Raw genomic sequence first — 16,102 nt, 5'->3', positions numbered from 1 at the left:
GTCACCGCCCGACCCTGCTACAGGGGACCACATGGGACTATTCATTTTGCGCCGGCTGGGTGTGATGTTGCTGACGGCGCTTTGCCTGACGTTCATCGTGTTCTGGCTGACCAATCTCTATCCGAACCTTGAAAAACTCGCCAAGACCCAAGGCAACTTCCGCATGTCGGACGAAGCCGTGGCCAGCTACCTCGAAGACCGCGGCTACCTGCAGCCCACGGTCGACAAATTCGGCGAATGGCTGGGCGTGCTGCCCGGCTGGGTCACCGAAGGCGAGACGCCCGAGGAAACCTTTGGCCGCTGTTTCGCCCCCGGCACCCCGGTGGAGGACCGCCCCACCCGCTGCGGCATCCTGCAAGGCGATTGGGGATTCTCGACCGTCTTCAAAGAACCTGTGGGCGAGACCGTGCTCACCCGTCTGGCACTTACCGGCAAGCTGATGTTCTGGGTGCTGGTGCTGATGGTCCCCTCGGCGCTGATCGTGGGCGTGCTGGCGGGGATGCGCGAAGGCTCCAAGCTCGACCGCTCGCTCTCCACCTTCTCCATCGCCACCACGGCGACGCCGGAATATGTCTCGGGGGTGATCTTCATTGCGGTGCTCGCCTCCTCGCGCTTTGGCCTATCGCCGCTGCTGGCCGAATGGGGCTGGATCGACAGCAAGACACTGTTTCTGGGCTCGGCCACCTCTGCCATGAAGGATGCGAACTTCTGGAACTTCTTCCTCCCGGTGCTGACCATCTCGCTCTACGGCATGGGCTATATCGCGCGAATGACGCGGGCCTCGATGACCGAGGTGATGACCGCGCAATATATCCGCACCGCGCGGCTCAAGGGCGTGAAATTCTCAGAGATCGTGCTGAAACACGCGCTGCGCAACGCGCTCATTGCGCCCTTCACCGTGATCATGCTGCAAATCCCGTGGCTCTTGAATGGCGTGGTGATCGTCGAGACCCTGTTCAACTACAAGGGCTTCGGCTGGCTGCTGGTGCAGGCCGCGGCCAATAACGACATCGAACTGCTGCTGGCGGTGTCGGTCGTGTCTGTGATCGTCGTCCTCGTGACGCAGCTGATCTCGGACATCGGCTATGTCTTCCTCAACCCGCGCATTCGCATTTCTTAAGGGAGCTTGGACATGGAACCTTTGACATGGACCGGCTCACTTGCGGGGCTCAACATCATCTTCCTCGGGCTCGCGGTGCTTCTGGCCTTGGCCGTGGCGGTGCAGATCGTCGTTTCCTTCTTTCCCGCCAGTGAGGCACGCCAGATCAACCCGGACGGCACCGTCGCCCGGCAAGGCGGGCTGGCGGGCGGGGTGAACCGTGCGGTGATCCTGCTTTTTGCGCTGCTGATCCTCGTGCTGCTGATCTATATCATCGCAGGCGCCTTCATGGGGCCGCAGGCGGGCATCATCGGCGGCATGTCGCAGCAGATGCTGCCCGTGTGGATCGCGCTGATCCTGACCTTTGCGCTTTCTATCCACTTCAAGCGGCGGCTCGGCCTTTACGGTAAGCTTTTCGACAGCACCGTCGGCATGATCGGTTTCGCCATCGTCATGTTCTGGGTCTACACCGGCATCTTCGGCGGGCTGTTCGACCTGTTGGTGACGCACGATAGCCTCAGCCAGACTTCGGGGATGAAGAACAAACTGCCCGGCACGCCCCTGCGCAGCCCGGATGAAGGCGAATACCCTTGGTTCCTTTTGGGCGGTGACAACCTAGCCCGCGATGTCTTTTCCCGGCTGATTAAAGGGTCTTGGGTCGTGGTGCAGATCGCGCCGATGGCAACGCTTTTCGCCTTTATGGTGGGGATCACGCTGGGCCTGCCTGCGGGATACTATGGCGGGCGGTTGGATACGGTGCTGAGCTTTCTGGCAAACCTGATCCTCGCCTTCCCGGTGATCCTGCTCTTCTACCTGCTGGTCACGCCCGAGATCGTGCTGACCGGCATCCCGAACTACATGGCGGTGTTCCTATTCATCTTCCCGCTGATCTTCCTCGCCGTGCTGTTGAACGCGCGCTACTACACGCAACCTTCGTTCCGCACGCCGCTTCTGATCGTGGTGCTGGGGGTAGTCGGCTGGCTCTACCTGTCGCTGGTCTCCACCGACGGGGCAATCGTGGCGACGGACAGCTACCGTATCCCCGGCCTGCCCGGCATGATCGATCTCTTCGACATCGACCCCGGCGTGCTGGTGGTCTTTGTCTCGGTGGTCTTCGTGAACTCGCCCACGGTGTTCCGCATCGTGCGCGGCTTGGCGCTCGACATCAAAACCCGCGACTATGTGGCCGCCGCCCAGACCCGTGGCGAAGGCCCGTGGTATATCATGCTATGGGAAATCCTGCCCAATGCGCGCGGGCCGCTAATCGTCGATTTCTGCCTGCGCATCGGCTATACCACGATCCTTCTGGGCACGCTGGGCTTCTTTGGCCTCGGGCTGGAGAGCGAGAGCCCCGATTGGGGCAGCACGATCAACGCGGGCCGCCGCCTGCTGTCGCTCTACCCGCATGCCGCTATTGCGCCTGCGCTGGCGCTGCTGAGCCTCGTGCTGGGTCTGAACCTCTTGGCCGATGGCCTGCGCGAAGAATCTCTGCGCGACTAAGAAACATCCTCCGGGGGGCCAGCCCTCCCGGCCCCTTTTGATCCCCCGACTGGGAGAGCCAAATGCCAAAGACTGATTACGACGGTCCCATTCTTGAGATCAACAACCTGTCGATCTCCTTCTTCACCCGCCTGCGAGAGATTCCCGCCGTGATGGATTTCTCCGTCAACGTCCAACCGGGGGAGGCCGTGGGGCTGGTGGGCGAAAGTGGCTGCGGCAAATCTACCGTGGCGCTGGGCGTGATGCAGGATCTGGGTCGCAATGGCCGGATCGTAGGCGGCTCCATCAAATTCAAAGGCCGCAACCTGAGCGAGATGAGCACAGAGGAACTGCGCGACATTCGCGGCAGCGAGATCGCGATGATCTACCAAGAACCGATGGCCAGCCTGAACCCCGCCATGCGGATCGGCAAACAGCTGATGGAAGTGCCGATGATCCATGCCGGCATGTCCGAGAAGGAAGCCTATGCCCGGGCGCTTCAAGTGGTCACGGACGTGAAGCTGCCGGACCCCGAACGCATCCTGAAGGCCTATCCGCACCAGCTTTCGGGCGGGCAGCAGCAGCGTATCGTCATCGCCATGGCGCTGATGTCAGAACCCTCGCTCTTGATCCTCGACGAGCCAACAACCGCGCTCGACGTGACCGTCGAGGCGGCGGTGGTGGAACTGGTGAAGGATTTGGGCAAGAAATACGGCACTTCGATGCTGTTCATCTCGCACAACCTCGGGCTGGTGCTGGAAACCTGCGACCGTATTTGCGTGATGTACTCGGGCGAGGCGGTCGAGAAGGGCTCGATCGAGGATGTCTTTGACGAGATGCAGCATCCCTATACGCAGGCGCTGTTCCGCTCAATCCCGCTGCCGGGGGCGGACAAGAACGCGCGGCCCCTGAAGGCCATCCCGGGCAATTTCCCCCTGCCCCACGAACGCCCGCCGGGCTGTAACTTCGGCCCGCGCTGCGACTATTTCGTCCCCGGCCGCTGCGACGCCGCGCCGATCCCGATGGAGAGCGTGCCCGGCAACGACCGGCATGAGACCCGCTGCATTCGGTTTCAAGAGATCGACTGGCAAGCGCCCTTGGAGCTGGCCGAGGTCAAGGAAAAGAGCGATGTCGGCGAGGTCGTCCTCAAGATGGACAAGCTCAAGAAATACTACCAAGTCGCGGCCAATGCCATGTTCGGCGGCGGCAATACCAAAGTGGTCAAAGCCAATGAAACCCTCAGCTTCGAGGCCCATGAAAGCGAAACCCTCGCCATCGTGGGCGAGTCGGGCTGCGGCAAGTCCACATTCGCCAAGGTGCTGATGGGGCTAGAGACAGCGACCGAGGGGCATATCTACCTCGACGGGCAGGACATCGGCGGCGTGCCGATTGATGACCGCACGACCAAGAACGTGGCCGATGTGCAGATGGTGTTTCAAAACCCCTTCGACACGCTCAACCCTTCGATGACCGTGGGGCGGCAGATCATCCGCGCCTTGGAGATTTTCCGCATCGGCAAGAATGAGAAAGAGCGCCGCCAGCGTATGCTGGAACTGCTCGATCTGGTGAAACTCCCCCGCGAATTCGCAGGCCGGATGCCGCGCCAACTCTCGGGCGGGCAAAAACAACGCGTCGGCATCGCCCGCGCCTTTGCCGGGGATGCGCGGATCGTGGTGGCGGATGAGCCGGTCTCGGCCCTTGATGTGAGCGTGCAGGCCGCCGTCACCGACCTGCTGATGGAAATCCAGCGCGAGCAGAAGACGACGCTTTTGTTCATCTCCCACGACCTTTCGATCGTGCGCTATCTCTCGGACCGGGTGATGGTGATGTATCTGGGCCATGTGGTCGAACTGGGCGACACCGATCAGGTCTTCGCCCCGCCCTATCACCCCTATACCGAAGCGCTGCTGAGCGCGGTGCCGATTGCCGATACCAAGGTGAAAAAGAAACACATCGTACTCGAAGGCGACGTGCCCTCGGCAATGAACCCGCCTCCGGGCTGCCCCTTCCAGACGCGCTGCCGGTGGAAGTCGCAGGTGCCGGGTGATCTTTGCGAACGCGAGGTGCCGCCGATGGTGACCATGGCCGATGGCCATCAGATCAAATGCCACCTCACCGCCCAGCAATTCGCCGAGATGGAGCCGGTGATTGAGACAGGCACGGCGGCGGAATGAAAAAAGGCGCGGTTCCGAAGAACCACGCCTCATGCCTCAGGCTATCTAAGGGGGAACGGCCTGAGGTTATGGCGATCCGGCCAACACGGCCAAATCAAACCCGGATTTAGGGATCAACAGGCGAACCGGCAGTGTTCACATTGGCCAAACCTTCGGCGACAACGTCAGCGAAGGTCGAGACGAGCGCCACGTAGAACTCAGTCTCGGACGGCTGCACGTTGACATAGCCTTCGGGCGCGATCTCATCGCCGCTATAGGCCGAAATCATGACCGGGAAGCTCAGGCCCGCGTTGTCGCCGGTGGGGCTTGTGATATCAACAACGCCTTCCAACTCGTTGAATTCCTTGCTTTCGGGCAGCATTGTCGCGCCGTTCAGAGAGATTTTGCGGATGTCGATCTTGATCTGCGGATCGGAGCCATCGCTGCTCATCGGCACGCGCTCTGCCACTTCGGCGCGCAGGTCTTCTTCCAGATCAGGATAGAAATCCATGGCATTGCTGTCAGCCGCGGCGGCGACAGAGGATTCGACGTCGATTTTCGAGACCATGATCTTGTCATCAGCGAAGGCAGAGCCGCTCAGCGCGATAACGCTTACACCAGCGGCAAGGGCGATGTTTTTCATATTCGTCAGCATGTCGTTCTCCTTTGATCTTTCCTCTCTGCGGCGGGAATGCCCCGCTGCAAAGTTTCTGATCAGAGAACACCACTATCGCCCCGACGGTTCCCAAGGGGGCCGATGCCAAAGGGGGTTGCGGGGGTGCAAATAGGCGGACAAACGCCCAAGCGCAGCGCCCAGCTCATAAATATCAACAACTTAGCTGCCCGTGATCACTTTAACGTAATTGCGGGTTTCCTTGTAGGGCGGGATGCCCCCGTATTTCTTCACTGCCCCCGGCCCCGCGTTATAGGCGGCCAGCGCCAGCTCCCAACTGCCGAAAGCGCGGTATTGCATCTTGAGGTAACGCGCCCCGCCTTCGAGGTTTTGCACCGGATCGGCGGGATCGACACGCAGCGCCCGCGCGGTCTGCGGCATCAACTGCGCCAGCCCCATCGCCCCCTTGTGCGAGAGCGCCTTGGGGTTCCACCCGCTTTCCTGCTGCACCAGCCGCAAAAACAGATCGACCGGGATACCGTGGCGCGTGGCCGCGGCGCGGGCAGGGGTGAGAAAGGCTCCTTTATACGAACCGTTGTATTTCGGAACGTCCCATTTCGTCGGGGTGACGACCTTGGGCGGCTGCAGCCGCACGGAGGCGGAATATTGTTTGGATGCCCGATTATCCAGGATGCTTTTCTGCGAGGCAAAGAGCCCCGCGCGGTTCTTGCTGGCGAACATATCGGCAGCCGCTGGTGCCGCCCCCATCGCGATGATCCCGGCTGCCGTCAAACTCACCGCGGCCAGACCGGCCAAAAGTCCCGTCTTTCGCATATCTGCCCCCTGCCGTTGCATTGCGCACAGTATACTTAAATGCGCCCCTTCTACCAGCCCCCGAAATCCCGGCCATTTCGCGGGCCGTGGCGATGGGCGGCGGGATGGAAAGCCGGTGTCATCCGGCGAACAAGCACGATATAAACAGCCGAATTGGGCGCGCTCGGATTCGCGCCCGACGCAATGACACAGCAATGATAAACGAGGGGGCAAGATGGCCGGCTCAGTGAACAAAGTGATCCTTATCGGCAACCTCGGGCGCGACCCCGAGGTGCGGTCGTTCCAGAACGGCGGCAAAGTGTGCAACCTGCGCATTGCCACCTCGGAGACATGGAAAGACCGCAACACCGGTGAGCGCCGCGAGAAGACCGAATGGCATTCGGTGGCGATCTTTCAAGAAGGGCTCGTCCGCGTGGCCGAGCAATACCTCAAGAAGGGCTCCAAAGTGTATATCGAAGGCCAGTTGCAGACCCGCAAATGGCAGGACCAATCGGGCGCAGACCGCTATAGCACCGAAGTCGTGCTGCAAGGCTTCGGCGGCACGCTGACCATGCTCGACGGTCCCGGCGGCGGCTCCGGCGGCGGCGGTGGTGGCGGCGGCTACGGTGGTGGCGGCGGTGGCGGCTACGGCGGTGGCGGCAATGACTACGGCGGCGGCTATGACAGCGGCCCGTCCTCTTCGGGCGGCGGTGGCGGCGGCGGCAGCCGTGATCTGGACGACGAGATCCCGTTCTGATTTAGACTATTGGGTGGGGCGCTGGAGCGCCCTGCCCGCCTTGAGCGACGGCTCAAGATTACCACCCAGCCCGGAATCAAGCCGAAGGCGCCGGGCCATCGCCTGCCCGCCCCACCGGGTAGGCGATTTGGTGAGGTTAGCCGCGACTTTGCGAGCGCACATCACGGTTGAGGCATAAAGTGGCACGAAGCGAGGTTGGATCGCCGACCCACGGGCAGGCGATGGCCCTCGGCTAGACAGCAGCCTCGCGCAGAGACACGTCTCAGGCCAACTGATCCGAAAATTACCTAGCCCGAATTTTAACTGCAGGCGATGGCCCTTTACGCGAAGCCGTAGCCGTGGGGCTTCAGCCGAGCGCATCCCGCAACAGCGCCAGCACCCGCTCGTTCTCCACCTCGGCCCCCGCAAAGGCCTGCCCGATGCCGCGTGCCAAAACGAAGCGCAAACGGCCATCGACGACCTTTTTGTCCTGTCCCATCAGCCGAAGCAGTTCTTCGGCCTCGGGCAGATCGCCGGGAATGTCGCGCAGGTCGGTCTTCATGCCCATCTGAACCAAATGGGCGCGCAGACGGCTCGGGTCTTCTTGCGGGCAAAGCCCCAGCCGGGCGGAAAGCTCAAAGGCCAGCGCACAGCCAATCGCCACGCCCTCGCCGTGCAGCAGCCGGTCGGAATAGCCCGTCGCCGCCTCGAGCGCATGGCCGAAAGTATGGCCAAGGTTCAACAGCGCACGGTCGCCCTGCTCAGTCTCGTCCCGCTCCACAATATCGGCTTTCATCTGAACCGACCGGCGCACCGCTTCGATGCGGGCGGCCATATCGCCTGCCGCAAGGGCCGGGCCTTGCGCCTCCAGCCAATCAAAGAACGCCGCATCACCAAGCAGCCCGTATTTCACCACCTCGCCATAACCGGCAAGGAAATCCCGCTTGGGCATGGTGCCCAACACCTCGGTATCCGCCAGCACGAGGCTGGGCTGGTGGAAGGCCCCGATCAGGTTCTTGCCTTGGCGCGCGTTGATCCCGGTCTTGCCGCCCACCGAACTGTCGACCTGCGCCAAAAGAGAGGTGGGGATCTGCACGAAACGCACCCCGCGCCGCAGCACGGCGGCGGCGAACCCCACCAGATCACCGATCACCCCACCGCCAAAGGCCACGACGATATCGCCGCGCTCCACCTGCTCATCAAGCAGCCAGTCCACGCAGCGCTGAAGATTGGCCCAGTCCTTGGTCCCCTCTCCGGGGGCGAGTTTCAGTGCAGACATCGCGATGCCCTCGGCCGCCAACCCCTCCCGCAGGGATTGCAGATGCAATGCAGCGACGCGGCTTTCGGTGATGACGGCCACCCGCTTGCGGCGCAGCAGCGGCGCGATCAGCGCGCCCGCATCCCCCAGCAAGCTCGCCCCGATAACCACGTCATACTCCCGCCCCGGCAGGGCGACGGAAACCGTCTCACGCATCCAATCTCTCCAAAACATCCGGTCTTGTCAGCAGCTTGTCGATCACCCGGTTGGCCATGGCGTCAATCGACAGGCGCGGATCGCAGCGCACTGAAAGGTCCGCCAGCCGGTACAGCGGCACCCGGTCGCGATAAAGCGCGGCCAGCGTGGCCTTGGGATCAGCTGTGCGCAGCAGCGGACGGCTGTCCTTGTAGCGCACCCGGTTCCACAGCAGATCCAAATCCGCATCCAGCCAAAGCGCCACACCGTAAGCCGCGATATTGTCGCGGTTCACCTCGGCCAGAAAAGCACCACCGCCAGTCGACAGGATGCAGCGCTCCTCGGCCAAAAGCCGCGCGATCACCTCGGTCTCCCGCTTGCGAAAGAACGGCTCCCCGTCGCGGGTGAAAATCTCAGGCACGCTGAGATTGGCCGCCGCTTCGATCTCCGCATCGCTGTCCAGAAAAGGCGCGCCCAGTTTGGCCGAGACCGCACGCCCCACCGCCGTCTTGCCCGCGCCCATCATGCCAACCAGCGCCACCGTCTTGTTCAGACGGTAGCGGGGCGGCGTTTCTTCGCCATCGGTGATGCTGTGCTTAATTCCGCTCATTTTTCTCTGAATGACGTGATCTTGCCGAAAAGGCCATATATAGTTTGGCAAAATAGCAGAATTCCGGGCAGGCATAAATCATGGGTAAACTTTTTAAGCTTTTGATATTTCTATTGATTGTCGGCTTCATCGGTCTTGTGGGCTATGCCTATGTCGGGCCATTCTTTGGCGTGGATTTTTCGCCCGAACAGATTGAGACGCGCCAGCCTGTCACGCTGACAGCGGATTGAGCGGCGTGGCAAACGCCCTGTCCAAAGGCAAACGGGCCCTTTGTGCTGCATTGATCTGCTCGGTCAGCGCCACAGCCCTGCTGGCCGAATCCGAAGAAGACCGCAATCTGGGCCGCGAATCGCGACAGGCGGCTCAGCAGCAAGAACAGCCCCCCGCGGCCAATGATCAGCCGCTTTCGGTGATCGACTGGCTGGGCGCGCAATCGCCGCCCGAAAACCGGCCCAAACGCCCGCCCAACCCGGGCCGGGTGCCGGAACCGCCCGTGGCCGACAGCGCGCTGCCGCCGCCCGTGCAGGTCACGCCCTTGGGCGATGGCGCGCCGCGCCGCATCGGGCTGGTGCCCGGCTCTGTCACCGGGCTGCGCGGGGACATCTGGCTTGGCAGTGACACGACCGCTCTGATCGACCGCATCCGCGATTTGCCGGACCTGCATCTGCCCGCCGCGCAGGCGCTGCTCTACACCGTGCTTCTGGCCGAGGCACAGGCCCCGCAGGCGAGGCGCGCAACGGCGATCTTTTGGCGCTGGCGCGGGCGAAAAGCTGATGGAGCTTGGCGCCCTCGACCCGGCGCTATCGCTGATCGAACAGGCTGGGGTGACCACCTCGACCGCGCATTTCGACCTGTGGATGCAACTTTCCCTGCTCACCGGGACCGAGCATCGCGTCTGTGAGCGATTGGTGAAATCGCCGCATCTGACCCGCGACTATGGCACCCGGATTTTCTGCAACGCCCGCGCCGGCAATTGGGAAAACGCGGCCCTGACCTTTGGCTCGGCCCAAGCGCTTGGTCTGCTGCCCGAGGCGCAGCTCGAACTCTTTGACCGTTTCCTGAACCCGGATTTCTACGAAGGGGCCGAACCGCTGCGCGTGCCGCGCCAGATGGACCCAATGACCTTCCGCCTGTTTGAAACCATTGGCGAGCCCTTGCCCTCTAACATCCTGCCTCGCCCCTATGCGGTGGCGGATCTGCGCGACATCGCCGGATGGAAGGCCCAGCTTGAGGCCGCCGAGCGGCTGACCCGCGCGGGCGCCCTGCCCGATAACCTGCTGCTGGGGCTTTATACTGATCGTCAGCCCGCCGCCTCTGGCGGGGTCTGGGACCGGGTCGCGGCGCTGCAAAGGTTTGAAACGGCCCTGCGCACCGGCAGCGCCGAGGCGGTGGCCAAGACCCTGCCGCCCGCTTGGGAGGCGATGCGCGAAGCCTCTCTCGAAGTGGCCTTTGCCGCGCTCTTTGCCGAACCGCTTTCGACCATTCCGCTGGCGGGCCATGCTGCGCGTCTGGCGCGGGATGTGGCGCTGCTGTCGCCTGAGTATGAGGCCGCCGCGGCGCGGGTGATCGGCAAGTCCCCCGAGGACGAATTGCTGCGCGCCGTGGCCCTGGGCGACGCGCCCAAAGGCCCCGCGCCCGATGCGCCATTGGCCGCTGCGGTGCATGACGCTTTCGCCAACCCCAGCCCCCGCGCCGATCTGATGGCGCTGGCGCGGGACAAGGAATTGGGCATGGCAATTTTGCGCCTATTGTCGCTCTTGCATGACGGGGCGAGTGGTGACACATCGGCGCTTCGCGACGCCCTAGCCACCCTGCGCGCCCTCGGATTGGAAGACACCGCCCGACGTGCCGCCTTGCAGATTGTATTGCTCCAGCAATGATGATGTCCCAGACCCCGACCTTCCATTGGATCTCCAGCTTTCTGGAGGCCGCCGCCGCCGAACAGGGTGCTGCCACCAACACGCAGTTGGCCTATGGCCGCGACCTGAAGGATTTCGATTCCTTTCTCGCGCAGCGTAACCATGATTTCCTGACCGCCAGCCGCGGCGAGGTCGAAGATTACCTTGTTTATTGCGACGCGCAGGGGCTGGCGAAATCCACCCGCGCACGGCGGCTCTCGGCGATCAAACAGCTTTACCGTTTCGCCTTTGAGGAAGGGCTGCGCGAAGACAACCCAGCGGTGCAAATCGCCGGGCCGGGGCAGGACAAACGCCTGCCCAAGATCCTGTCCGAGGAAGAGGTCGACCGGCTGCTCGATGCCGCGCGCAACTCTGGCCGGTCGCTGGCCGATCAACTGCGCAACACCTGCCTGATGGAGCTGCTCTATGCCACCGGCATGCGGGTCAGTGAATTGGTCAGCCTGCCGGTCAGCGCCGCGCGGGGCGATCCGCGTCTGCTGCTGATCGCAGGTAAAGGGGGCCGCGAGCGGCTGGTGCCCCTGTCAGAGCCCGCGCGCGACGCGCTGGCGGCATGGCTGGTGGTGCGCGACAAGGCGGATGAGGCGGCGCAAGCCAAGGGCAAACCGCCCGCGCGGCACCTCTTCCCCTCCCGCGGGGCGACAGGGCATTTGACGCGGCATCGGTTCTATCTGCTGATCAAGGAATTCGCCGTCACCGGCGGCGTGCCGCCCGAGAAAGTCACGCCCCACACCCTGCGCCATGCCTTTGCCACGCATCTGCTGGCCAATGGCGCCGACCTGCGGGCGATCCAGACCATGCTGGGCCACGCCGATGTCGCCACGACCGAGATCTACACCCATGTCTTGGAAGAGCGCCTCTCGGACCTCGTGCTGGAGCGTCACCCCCTCGCCAAGGACGGCACCCGCAATCCCGGCGGCAACACGTCTTCCGAAGGCCAGTAACCGCTTTGTAGCGCCTCTGCATAGGCGCGCGGCAAGCCTGCCTTGGCCATATCGGCTACGGCCCCGGCCACATCGTAACTCAGCCGGTGAAAGCCCACCTCGCCCCCGTCAAGCAGCGCCACCCGCGTCTGCTGGCCGCCGTCGTGGGGCGGCATGCCGATCACGCCTGCGTTGATCCAACGCCCGCGCGCTGTCTCGCGGATGAAGGGCAGACCGGAGTGGCCCGCGATGATGTAATCGACGGGACCTGCGATGTCTTCCAGCGCCTGCCACTCTTCGTCAAACACCGCCGCCGCAGTCTCGGACCAGATGAACCGCGCCACATCGCGCACCCCGCCGTGGATCACGCCATAGCGCTGGCCCTGATGGCGGAACACCGCCACATCCGGCAGGCGACCCATCCAGTCTTTCGCATCCGCGTCCAACTGGCCTGCCGCATGGGCGTACCACGCGCCCGAGAGCATGTCGCAACTGCTGCCCGGCGCGAAGCCGCAGCCGCAATCTTCGGCCCCGCTGGCCAGTTGCACTTCGCAATTGCCCGCCACCACGGCACAGCCAAGCGCCCGGATTGCTGCCACGCATTCGCGCGGCGCGCCGCAATAAGCAACAATGTCGCCGGTGCAGATCATCTGCCCCCCGTCGATGCCGCGCGCCGCGGCGAAAGCCGCCAGCGCCTCGACCGCCTGAAGGTTGGAATAGGGCCCGCCAAAAAGCAGCAACGGCCCGTCCAAAACCCCAAGCTCCGCGCAGCTGATTTTCGCCTGCATCGCACCACCCTGCCCCGTTGCAACCCTTGAATGACGCAGCCCCTGCGCCCATAACATTCGCAACACATAATGGATGGATTTAGACCTCATGGAAACGGGCCCCGCCCTTTTTGACACCGCTTTCTGGATCAGCACCGGAATTATCCTGTTCCTCCTTGTCCTCTCGGGCTTCTTCTCAGGCTCCGAGACCGCCCTGACCGCCGCCTCGCGCGGCAAGCTGCGCGCGCAGGCCGACAAGGGCGCAAGCGGCGCGATCCGCGCCCTCAAGATCACCGAGGATAACGAGCGGCTGATCGGCTCGGTCCTTTTGGGCAACAACTTGGTCAACATCCTTGCCGCCTCCATGGCGACGGCACTCTTCACCCGGCTCTTCGGTGAAAGCGGCGTGGCGCTGGCAACGCTGGTCATGACGCTTCTGGTGCTCGTCTTTGCCGAGGTGCTGCCCAAGACCTATGCCATCACCAATGCCGAAACGGCGGCGGCGCTGGTCTCGCGCCCGATTAGCATCGTGGTGCTTATCTTCTCGCCCGTGGTGACGGCGGTGCGGTATTTCGTGCGCGGGGTGCTGCGGCTGTTCGGCGTGCAGATCGACCCCGACAGCAACATTCTGGCGGTGCGCGAAGAAATCGCCGGGGCGCTGCAATTGGGCCATTCCGAAGGCGTGGTCGAAAAGGAAGACCGCGACCGTATTCTGGGCGCGCTCGACCTGCGCGAACGCGCGGTCGAAGAGGTCATGCTGCACCGTTCGGGGATCGAGATGATCGACGCGGATTCAGACCCGACCGACATCATGGAGAAATGCCTGCAATCGAACCACACCCGCCTGCCGGTCTTTCGCGATGACCCGGAAAACATCATCGGCGTGATCCATGCCAAGGACCTGTTGCGCGCCATGTACAAGCTGATCGGCGGCCCCAACGGCGATGCCGCAGCGCTCAACGGGTTCAACGTGGCCGATGTGGTGATGAAACCCTATTTCGTGCCCGAAACCTCGACCCTCGACGAGCAGATGCGCCAGTTCCTGCGCCGTCGCACGCATTTTGCGCTGGTGGTGGACGAGTATGGCTCGCTCCAAGGGCTCATCACGCTCGAAGACATCCTCGAAGAGATCGTGGGCGAGATCACGGATGAGTTTGACCCCGATGCGGATCACCCGCTGAAACAGTCGGACGACGGGCATCTGATGGTCGAAGGCGCGATGACGATCCGTGACCTCAACCGCGCGACCGATTGGTCCCTGCCCGATGACGAGGCCAATACCGTGGCCGGGCTGGTGATCCATGAGGCGCAGATGATCCCCACCGTGGGGCAGGTCTTCTCCTTCCACAACTTCCGCTTTGAGGTGATCGAGCGGGACGGCAACCGGATCACCCTGCTCAAGATCCGCCCCCTCTGATCCGGCTCAGGCCGGGGTGTCCACCGCTGCCTGCACATCCTTGCAGGCGGCGGACCAGATGCGCGCCCGGTCGGGGCCGAAGGGCACCTCTTCAAAAGCCCGGCGCAGGTGATCTTCTGCCGCGTCACGGGCAGCGGCCGATAGGCCGGGATCGGGGTGCTGCATCAGCCCTGTCAGCACCTCCTGCAAGACCATCTGCACATCGACGACCGAGGCGCCATCCCGCGCCAGCGCACCAAACCCGTCTTCGATCAGCGCATCCGCCGGGATCGGCGGGATATGCAGGTTTGGCAGCGCGACCTTGCCGCCCGGCTTGGCCTCATCCGAATAATAGGACAGCACGCGCCCGATACGAGTGATCACGTCAATCGCCGTGCCGCCATCGTTGATCCCCGGCGACAGCGCCTTGGAGGCAACCTCGCCCAGCACCCGCAAGCCAAAACGCGGGTCTTGGTCAAAGGTGCGCAGATCGCCCAGTTGCACGGTCTCCAAAACCTTTTGCTCTAGACTGTCCCAATCATGTTCCGCGTCCTGCGGGCTGCCCCGCCGGGTGACCATCACCAGAGGCTCCCCAACAAAGACGAAATCACCGATGCGCCGCGGCAGATAGATCGCCACCCCATGGTCCCGCGCCTGCTGGTCCAGCGCTTCGGGGTAGATATGTTGGATATAGCCGCTTTCGGGGGCAAAAATCGGGCGGGCGTCATCGGGCACCGGACCGGTCAGGGGATGGCCGCCCATGCAGGGCGTCTTCAGCCGTTCCTTGAACAATGAGGTGGTCACCGTCTCGATCTGGCGGGTGGTGTCGATCAGGCTGCCGAAGCTTTGCAGATGCAGCACCCAGCGGATCAGGAAGATCACGATGATCGCCAGCACCAAGACCGTGGTTAGGAACAGCACGAAAGAGCGTTCGTCGATATAGATGCCCAACTCGCGCATGATGATCGCCACCAGCGCATAGACATAGGCGCCGATAAAGACAGCCAGCGTGTTCTGGGTGGTGCGGTCCTGAATGATCAGCCGATGCGCCCGTGGCGTGAATTGCGCCGAGGAGGCCCGGTAGACCGTGACCATGATCGTGATCGAAAAAATGGTGACCGCCAGCATCGCATCCGCGATGATCTGCAACAGACGATCCGCCGCTTCGCCGGTCAACCTCGTGGCGACTTCCTTGGGCACCAAGGGCTCAAAAAGCTGGGTCAGCCCGAGGGCGACAAAGGCCAGCAGCCCCATGAAGACCACCCGCACCCAAAGTTTGCGAGAATATTCGCGGGCTTTGCGAAACAGCGTGTGCGGGATCAGGTCCTTGATATTCATGGGGAAAGGGTAGCACGAAAAAGCGCCCTGCCAACGTCGGTTTAGCGGAATTTGCAGTCTTGCCCGACGTGGAACGCCGCGCCGCGGCGCGGGGGCAAGAAAGCCCTTATCCTCGCCCCCCGCGCCCGGTAGGTTGGGCGGCATGACGATAGCCCCTTTGCCCGTGATCCTCCTCGCCGCCGGTGCCTCAACTCGGATGCGGGGGCGTGACAAATTGATGGAAGATATCGGCGGTGAGCCCTTGCTGCGCCGTCAGGCACGGCTGGCGCGGGGCATTGGCCCCGTCACCGTCGCCCTGCCGCCCGCGCCGCACCCGCGCTACACGGCGCTTAGCGGGTTGGACATCACGCCGCTCCCCATCCCCGACGCCGCAGAGGGCATGGGCGCCAGCCTACGCCGCGCCTTTGCCGCCCTGCCGTTGGACACGCCCGCCGCCATGGTGCTGCTGGCCGATATGCCCGCGCTTGAGGCCCGCGATCTTGCCCGCCTCGCGGCTGCGGTGGACCTGACGGGCGAAACCCTGATCTGGCGCGCGACCACGGAGGACGGCAAGCCCGGGCACCCCATCGTCTTTGCCGCCGCGCTTTTCGATCAGTTGAAACAGCTGCGCGGCGATGACGGGGGCCGCGCGGTTGTGCGCGCTGCCGCAGACCGGATGCAGCTTGTGCCCCTGCCCGGCCAGCGCGCGCGCCGCGACCTCGACACGCCCGAGGACTGGGCGGCGTGGCGCGCAGAGCAGGAATAGCCCGCAGATGAAAAAACGGGGCGGTCGCCCGCCCCGTTTTCAAACTGTGTCACGCTCGGCT

General features: G+C 63.4%; 15 protein-coding genes. 9 read left to right on the top strand and 6 right to left on the bottom strand.

All coding sequences use genetic code 11. From position 1 onward, the window contains the following. Nucleotides 1-31 precede the first annotated feature (31 nt). The 3 genes from FCK22_RS06710 to FCK22_RS06700 all read left to right on the top strand — a co-directional run bounded on the left by FCK22_RS06710 (nt 32) and on the right by FCK22_RS06700 (nt 4,752). A complete protein-coding gene (locus tag FCK22_RS06710) occupies nt 32-1,120 on the top strand; it encodes an ABC transporter permease (protein ID WP_067261552.1) in 1,089 nt (362 codons plus the stop codon). A 12-nt stretch (nt 1,121-1,132) separates the two neighbouring features. Continuing rightward, nucleotides 1,133-2,599: an ABC transporter permease gene (locus FCK22_RS06705; RefSeq protein ID WP_067261550.1), complete on the top strand. Its 1,467-nt coding sequence runs from the start codon at nt 1,133-1,135 to the stop codon at nt 2,597-2,599. 62 nt (nt 2,600-2,661) lie between these two features. Further along, a complete protein-coding gene (locus FCK22_RS06700; protein ID WP_067261549.1) occupies nt 2,662-4,752 on the top strand; it encodes an ABC transporter ATP-binding protein in 2,091 nt (696 codons plus the stop codon). Between the two features lie 106 nt (nt 4,753-4,858). On the opposite strand, the gene FCK22_RS06695 is transcribed toward FCK22_RS06700, so the two are convergent. Further along, entirely contained in the window at nt 4,859-5,386 is a 528-nt protein-coding gene (locus tag FCK22_RS06695; protein WP_067261547.1) for a hypothetical protein, read from the bottom strand. A gap of 180 nt (nt 5,387-5,566) precedes the next feature. After that, the gene (locus FCK22_RS06690; RefSeq protein ID WP_067261570.1) at nt 5,567-6,112 is read right to left on the bottom strand and encodes a lytic transglycosylase domain-containing protein; all 546 of its coding nucleotides are present in this window, start codon (nt 6,110-6,112) and stop codon (nt 5,567-5,569) included. Between the two features lie 280 nt (nt 6,113-6,392). Between FCK22_RS06690 and FCK22_RS06685 the strand changes: the two genes are divergently transcribed. Beyond that, on the top strand, nt 6,393-6,914 hold the full coding sequence (locus FCK22_RS06685; protein WP_067261546.1) for a single-stranded DNA-binding protein: 522 nt from the start codon (nt 6,393-6,395) through the stop codon (nt 6,912-6,914). A 346-nt stretch (nt 6,915-7,260) separates the two neighbouring features. On the opposite strand, the gene aroB is transcribed toward FCK22_RS06685, so the two are convergent. Next, the gene (gene aroB, locus FCK22_RS06680) at nt 7,261-8,367 is read right to left on the bottom strand and encodes a 3-dehydroquinate synthase (RefSeq protein WP_136720302.1); all 1,107 of its coding nucleotides are present in this window, start codon (nt 8,365-8,367) and stop codon (nt 7,261-7,263) included. After that, nucleotides 8,360-8,956, bottom strand: a complete 597-nt coding sequence (locus FCK22_RS06675) for a shikimate kinase (RefSeq protein WP_067266987.1) — start codon at nt 8,954-8,956, stop codon at nt 8,360-8,362. The genes aroB and FCK22_RS06675 overlap by 8 nt, the downstream gene beginning before the upstream one ends. Nucleotides 8,957-9,036: 80 nt before the next feature. Here FCK22_RS06675 and FCK22_RS18865 point away from each other — a divergent pair, with 80 nt between their 5' ends. The 3 genes from FCK22_RS18865 to FCK22_RS06665 all read left to right on the top strand — a co-directional run bounded on the left by FCK22_RS18865 (nt 9,037) and on the right by FCK22_RS06665 (nt 11,816). Continuing rightward, nucleotides 9,037-9,186: a hypothetical protein gene (locus FCK22_RS18865; protein ID WP_007120408.1), complete on the top strand. Its 150-nt coding sequence runs from the start codon at nt 9,037-9,039 to the stop codon at nt 9,184-9,186. Between the two features lie 543 nt (nt 9,187-9,729). Next, entirely contained in the window at nt 9,730-10,836 is a 1,107-nt protein-coding gene (locus tag FCK22_RS06670; protein WP_248646446.1) for a hypothetical protein, read from the top strand. Continuing rightward, complete coding sequence (locus FCK22_RS06665; RefSeq protein WP_136720301.1) at nt 10,833-11,816, top strand: site-specific tyrosine recombinase XerD; 984 nt, start codon at nt 10,833-10,835, stop codon at nt 11,814-11,816. Before FCK22_RS06670 ends, FCK22_RS06665 begins: the two co-directional genes overlap by 4 nt. On the opposite strand, the gene FCK22_RS06660 is transcribed toward FCK22_RS06665, so the two are convergent. Continuing rightward, nucleotides 11,753-12,583 carry a metallophosphoesterase family protein gene (locus FCK22_RS06660; protein WP_067266984.1) on the bottom strand — a complete coding sequence of 277 codons (831 nt, stop codon included), beginning with the start codon at nt 12,581-12,583 and terminating at the stop codon, nt 11,753-11,755. The two genes, FCK22_RS06665 and FCK22_RS06660, sit on opposite strands and share 64 nt — an antisense overlap. Nucleotides 12,584-12,671: 88 nt before the next feature. Between FCK22_RS06660 and FCK22_RS06655 the strand changes: the two genes are divergently transcribed. Continuing rightward, nucleotides 12,672-13,979 carry an HlyC/CorC family transporter gene (locus FCK22_RS06655; protein ID WP_067266982.1) on the top strand — a complete coding sequence of 436 codons (1,308 nt, stop codon included), beginning with the start codon at nt 12,672-12,674 and terminating at the stop codon, nt 13,977-13,979. A gap of 6 nt (nt 13,980-13,985) precedes the next feature. Here FCK22_RS06655 and FCK22_RS06650 read toward each other — a convergent pair whose 3' ends face one another. Beyond that, nucleotides 13,986-15,296 (bottom strand): DUF2254 domain-containing protein, encoded by a 1,311-nt coding sequence (locus FCK22_RS06650; protein ID WP_067266980.1) that lies wholly within the window; start codon nt 15,294-15,296, stop codon nt 13,986-13,988. Between the two features lie 142 nt (nt 15,297-15,438). Here FCK22_RS06650 and FCK22_RS06645 point away from each other — a divergent pair, with 142 nt between their 5' ends. Beyond that, nucleotides 15,439-16,041 carry a nucleotidyltransferase family protein gene (locus FCK22_RS06645; RefSeq protein WP_136720300.1) on the top strand — a complete coding sequence of 201 codons (603 nt, stop codon included), beginning with the start codon at nt 15,439-15,441 and terminating at the stop codon, nt 16,039-16,041. Nucleotides 16,042-16,102 lie beyond the last annotated feature (61 nt).

It is taken from the genome of Sulfitobacter sp. 15WGC (assembly GCF_005068605.1).
Lineage (GTDB): Bacteria > Pseudomonadota > Alphaproteobacteria > Rhodobacterales > Rhodobacteraceae > Sulfitobacter > Sulfitobacter faviae.
This window is presented reverse-complemented; position numbering and strand designations above follow the sequence as displayed.